The sequence below is a fragment of the Clostridium sp. genome (assembly GCF_030532265.1).
Lineage (GTDB): Bacteria > Bacillota > Clostridia > Clostridiales > Clostridiaceae > Clostridium.
This window is the reverse complement of the sequence record NZ_JAUNLM010000090.1, coordinates 1-4,747: the sequence shown is the minus strand read 5'-3', so window position 1 is coordinate 4,747 and position 4,747 is coordinate 1. Positions and strand designations below refer to the sequence as shown.

The window sequence follows — 4,747 nt, the reverse complement described above, 5'->3', positions numbered from 1 at the left end:
ATTTTCTAAATATCTAGTTGCACATTGGGCAAAGAAAGCAGCACCTTCTGGCAGAACATCTTCATTAAATAAAACCTTTGGATTATGACCACTATAACTTTCTCTATCTGTAAAACCAGCTGACAAGAACATATAAGCTCCAGGTACATGACTTAATACAATAGCAAAATCTTCAGAAGCACTAGCAGTAGTATCTCCAACTGGCATAAAGCCAGGAATATCAAGTTCCTTCATATATCCAAGCATTTCTCTTGTAAACTCAGGGTCTCCTATTAATGGTGGAACTGATGGAAGCCAAGAAACAGTAGCTTCACCTCTAAATGTTGAAGCAACACCTTTTGCAACTTCAACTATTCTATTTTTTAAATATTCATCTGTTTCCTTTGATACTGTTCTCATAGTTCCTTGCATCATTGTAGTTTCAGGAATTATATTACTTGCAGAACCTCCTGAAAGCTGACCAACAGTAAGAAGTGCAGGAGTTGATGGATTAGTTTCTCTTGCAATTAATTCTTGAAGAGCTAAATAAATGTGAACTGCTATGTTTAATGAATCAATAGCTTCATGAGGAGTTGCACCGTGTGAGCCTTTACCCTTTATATCAATTTTAAATCCTGTTGAAGAAAATAAAGACGCACCTTTATCATTATATGCACAAACTCCTACTGGAGCTTTTCCTGCACCAACATGAAATGATAATGCTCTGTCAACGTGAGGATTTTCTAAAACTCCTGCCTCTATCATAGCCTTTGCCCCTTGGAAGGTTTCCTCTCCAGGTTGAAACATTAGTTTAATAGTACCATTAATATTTTCTTCCTTTTCTTTTAGCATTTTTGCTGCACCTAGAAGCATAGCAGCATGTAAATCATGACCGCATGTATGAGCAGAACCAGGATTTTTACTACAAAAGCTTAATCCACTTTCTTCTGTCATTGGAAGTGCATCCATATCAGCTCTAAGTAATATACAAGGACCTTTACCATTTCCAATTGTTGCAACTACGCCACTATCTATTATTTGTTTTGGTTCATAACCAAAGCTTTTTAATGTTTTCATAACAAATTCAGTAGTAGAAGGAAGGTTCATTCCTATTTCTGCATTTGAGTGTATATTTCTTCTATATGAAATTATTTCATCTTTTAATTCTTTTGCTCTTATCCAATAATTCATATGATCTATCCTTTCATTAAACTTTTAAAGTTTATAAATTAATATATTTGTAAAGTTATAATATATTAAAAACTTTTATATTGTCAAAAGCTATAAAGAGTAAATAAATCTTAAATTTTTCAAAAATAAGCGAATTTAATAGATTAATGATAAAATAAATATTTTGCTATTTTATCTATAAATTTGGGTGGAAAGTTATTTTAAGGATTTTTTAAATTCTTTATATCCAATTAAAACAATCCAAACATAAGCTAAAGTTTTTGGTATCATAAGCATTCCAACAAGGAAATTTTCTGATGCCCAAAGTACAACTGGAATATAAAATGCAAAAGATAAAAATACAGCTATTCCAAGATTTTTATAATCTTTATCATTATATTTATTTCCATAACTGTATAAAAGATAAATCATTATAATTCCCATAATTGCAAAAGGTATATTTCTATAAATTCCCCAGCTTATTGGAGGATTATATATAAACCATTCATTTTGAGGGAATAAGCAAAGAATAATTCTAATTCCTGCAAGTAAATACATTGTTGTATCTAATGTTTTTGAGTTTTTAATTTCAAATCTAAGTTTAAAAATTTTATAAAGTATAATATAAAAAATTGTCATAGTTATTGATGTAACTAACTTACCAAAACCTAATGCTGCTGCATTATTTTCAAGACCAGTAGTTAATAGAGCATATATTCTAGGAATTAAGTGAAATGAATCACCAAAACCTAAAGTTACAGACATTATTCCAAAAAGTCTAAAGTATTTATCTTTTGTTTTACTTATCATTATAATTCCTAAAATAATTACAGTAGATAAATAAACTACGTGAAAAATTGGTTCCATAATTGCTTGCATAAATTTTAATCTCCTTAATTATTTATTTGTAGTTAAATTATTTTTAAATAGATTAAAACACTTTAATTTGAAGTTAATATTTTATTATATATGTAAGAAAGTAACGTTAAAAAATTTAAAGTACTTTTATTTAAATTAATTAGTTTATAATATCTATTTAAAAATTAAGGTTTGTCCCTTTGATATTAGTTTATTATTTATATATTTAATTAGGATAAAATCCATCTTAAATCCATCTTAAATTTAAATTTAATAATAAAATATAATTTACTAAAAACTTAATATTTATGATATAATCTAAACCACAAAGGGGTGGGGATAAGATGAATAGTATTTTTGAAAAATACAAAGTTTTGATAATTGATGATGAACAAGATATTGTTGATATTTTAGAAACTGTATTAAAGAGAGAGGGCTTTAATAATATTTTTGTAGCAAATAATGGAGAAGATGGAATAGAACTATTTAAAAAGGTTAAGCCAGATATAGTTCTTTTAGATATTATGCTTCCAGATATAAGTGGATATGATGTTTTTAATGAAATTAGGAAATTAAGCGAAGCTCCAATATTATTTATATCAGCAAAATCAGAAGAAGTTGATAGATTATTAGGTTTTGCAATTGGTGCAGATGATTATATTACAAAACCTTTTAGTCCTAAAGAAGTAGCATTTAGGCTTAAAGCAAGACTTAAAGCTTTTAATAATATTTCTATAAGTAAAAATATAAATGAAAATAAAATTATTAAGTTTGGTAATGTTGAAATAAATGAAGAAACAAGTGTAGTTTATAAGGATGGAAAAGCTTTAGAATTTACAGCAAAGGAATTAAAATTACTTAAATATTTAATTAATAATCCAAACAGAATAATTAGTAAAGAAATGATTTGCAATGAAGTTTGGGGAGAAAACTTTTTTGGGTTTGATAATACAATTACAGTTCATATAAGAAAACTTAGAATGAAAATTGAAGATAATCCATCAAAGCCAAAGTACATAACAACAGTAATTGGCTTAGGATATAAGTTTGTAATGAATGGAGAATAAAAATGAAATGGAAACTTATTTTTCATTATGCTACATCTTTTATACTTGCATGCTCAGTTATTGTGTTAATAAATATAATTTTTATGAGAAACAGCATTTATAAAGAAGGAGCATTATACAATTATCATCCAGAAGAGATAATATCAGAATTTAAAGATTACTTATATTTATCAAATGATAATCATATAGAAGTAAAACCTTCAGGAATTGAATTTTTAAAAGAAAATAATATAGGACTTCAAGTTTTAGACCAAAATAATAATGAAGTTTATAGTTATAATAAACCAAATAACGCACTAAAAAGCTATTCAAATAAAGAACTTATAAATAGTTTTAATAATAAAAGTAATACTTTATTTTTAGATGAAAAAACTTTAAATAACAAAGTATATACTTATCTTTTATTTTTAGATACTAATAAAGTAAAGAGAGTAAACTATTCTTATGATGTAAATTTAATTGAAAAGGCTCATAAGTTTCCAAGTTTAATTATAATGAATGTAATTTTACTTATTGTAATAAGCTTTTTATATACTTTAACAATAACAAAGCCTATAAATAGAATTGTTTATAAAATATTAGATTTATATAATGGTAAGTATTCTAAAGATAAAGTTAAGCTCGGAATGTATTATGAGGTTGAAAATTGTTTAAATAGATTAGAGGACAAGCTTCAAAGTAATGAAAAAGAAAGAGAAAAGCTTGAAAATATGAGAGAAGAGTGGATTTCAAATATTTCTCATGATATAAAAACACCTCTTACTTCAATTATTGGAAATGCAGAAATAATGGGAGATACTAAATATGAAATTGATGATTATATTAGGAAGAAGTGTTGTAACACTATAATAAGAAAAAGCGAATATATAAAAACTTTAGTTGAAGATTTAAATTTATCAACAAGGCTTAAAAACAATACTTTAGTTTTAAATAAGCAAAAAACAAATATAGTATCCTTAATTAGACATGTAATAATAGATATTATAAATGATGAAAAATATAGTCATAGGAATATAAATTTTACTTATTCAGATGAGAAAATATTTCTTGATTTAGATAAGCACTTAATAAAGAGAGTTTTTATAAATATTATAATAAATGCCTTTGTTCATAATGATAGTGATGTAAAGGTGAATATAAATATTAAGAAGTTAAATGATAAGGTAGAAGTTTTTGTTTGTGATAATGGAAAAGGTGTTTCAGAAGAAGAACTTACAAATATTTTCAAAAGATATTATAGGGGAACAAATACAAATAAAAAGGTAGAGGGTTCGGGGCTTGGAATGGCAATAGCTTATGATATAGTTAAAGCTCATAATGGAGAAATTTATGCAAAAAGTAAACCAAATGAAGGGTTAAAAATAAATATAAAATTTAAGATAAAATAGTTATAATTAGAATGAAATATAATGAAATTTTAAAATGACATAGTTATAATTAGCATAAACATCAAATATAATAAAATTTTTAAATTATATAGTTATAATTAGTATAAGATTTGAAAGATGATTAAAGAAGCTTTGTATAATTTGCAAGGCTTCTTTTTATATATATTAATAAGAAATATTTATATTTTAATGTGTATATTAAGTTTTATTTTAAGTTATAAAGTTTTAAGTTAAGGTAATAAGAAATTTTAATATTTTAAGTTAAAGTTTTAGATTATTTATATA

Annotated in this window: 4 protein-coding genes; 2 read left to right on the top strand and 2 right to left on the bottom strand. The window is 25.1% G+C overall.

From position 1 onward, the window contains the following. Nucleotides 1-1,170 (bottom strand): M20 family metallopeptidase (locus tag Q4E08_RS11475; RefSeq protein WP_303131080.1); only part of this gene is annotated, 1,170 nt, incomplete at its 3' end. Nucleotides 1,171-1,365: 195 nt separating this feature from the next. Then, nucleotides 1,366-2,028: a hypothetical protein gene (locus Q4E08_RS11470; protein ID WP_303131078.1), complete on the bottom strand. Its 663-nt coding sequence runs from the start codon at nt 2,026-2,028 to the stop codon at nt 1,366-1,368. 323 nt (nt 2,029-2,351) lie between these two features. On the opposite strand from Q4E08_RS11470, the gene Q4E08_RS11465 reads away from it, so the two are divergent. Further along, nucleotides 2,352-3,074 (top strand): response regulator transcription factor, encoded by a 723-nt coding sequence (locus Q4E08_RS11465; protein WP_303131076.1) that lies wholly within the window; start codon nt 2,352-2,354, stop codon nt 3,072-3,074. Between the two features lie 2 nt (nt 3,075-3,076). Then, the gene (locus tag Q4E08_RS11460; RefSeq protein WP_303131075.1) at nt 3,077-4,462 is read left to right on the top strand and encodes a sensor histidine kinase KdpD; all 1,386 of its coding nucleotides are present in this window, start codon (nt 3,077-3,079) and stop codon (nt 4,460-4,462) included. Nucleotides 4,463-4,747 lie beyond the last annotated feature (285 nt).

Bases quoted from the DNA above. Each gene is read 5' to 3' on its own strand.
- Q4E08_RS11465 (WP_303131076.1), top strand. From the start codon at position 2,352: ATGAATAGTATTTTTGAAAAATACAAAGTTTTGATAATTGATGATGAA.
- Q4E08_RS11460 (WP_303131075.1), top strand. From the start codon at position 3,077: ATGAAATGGAAACTTATTTTTCATTATGCTACATCTTTTATACTTGCA.
- Q4E08_RS11470 (WP_303131078.1), bottom strand. From the start codon at position 2,028: ATGCAAGCAATTATGGAACCAATTTTTCACGTAGTTTATTTATCTACT.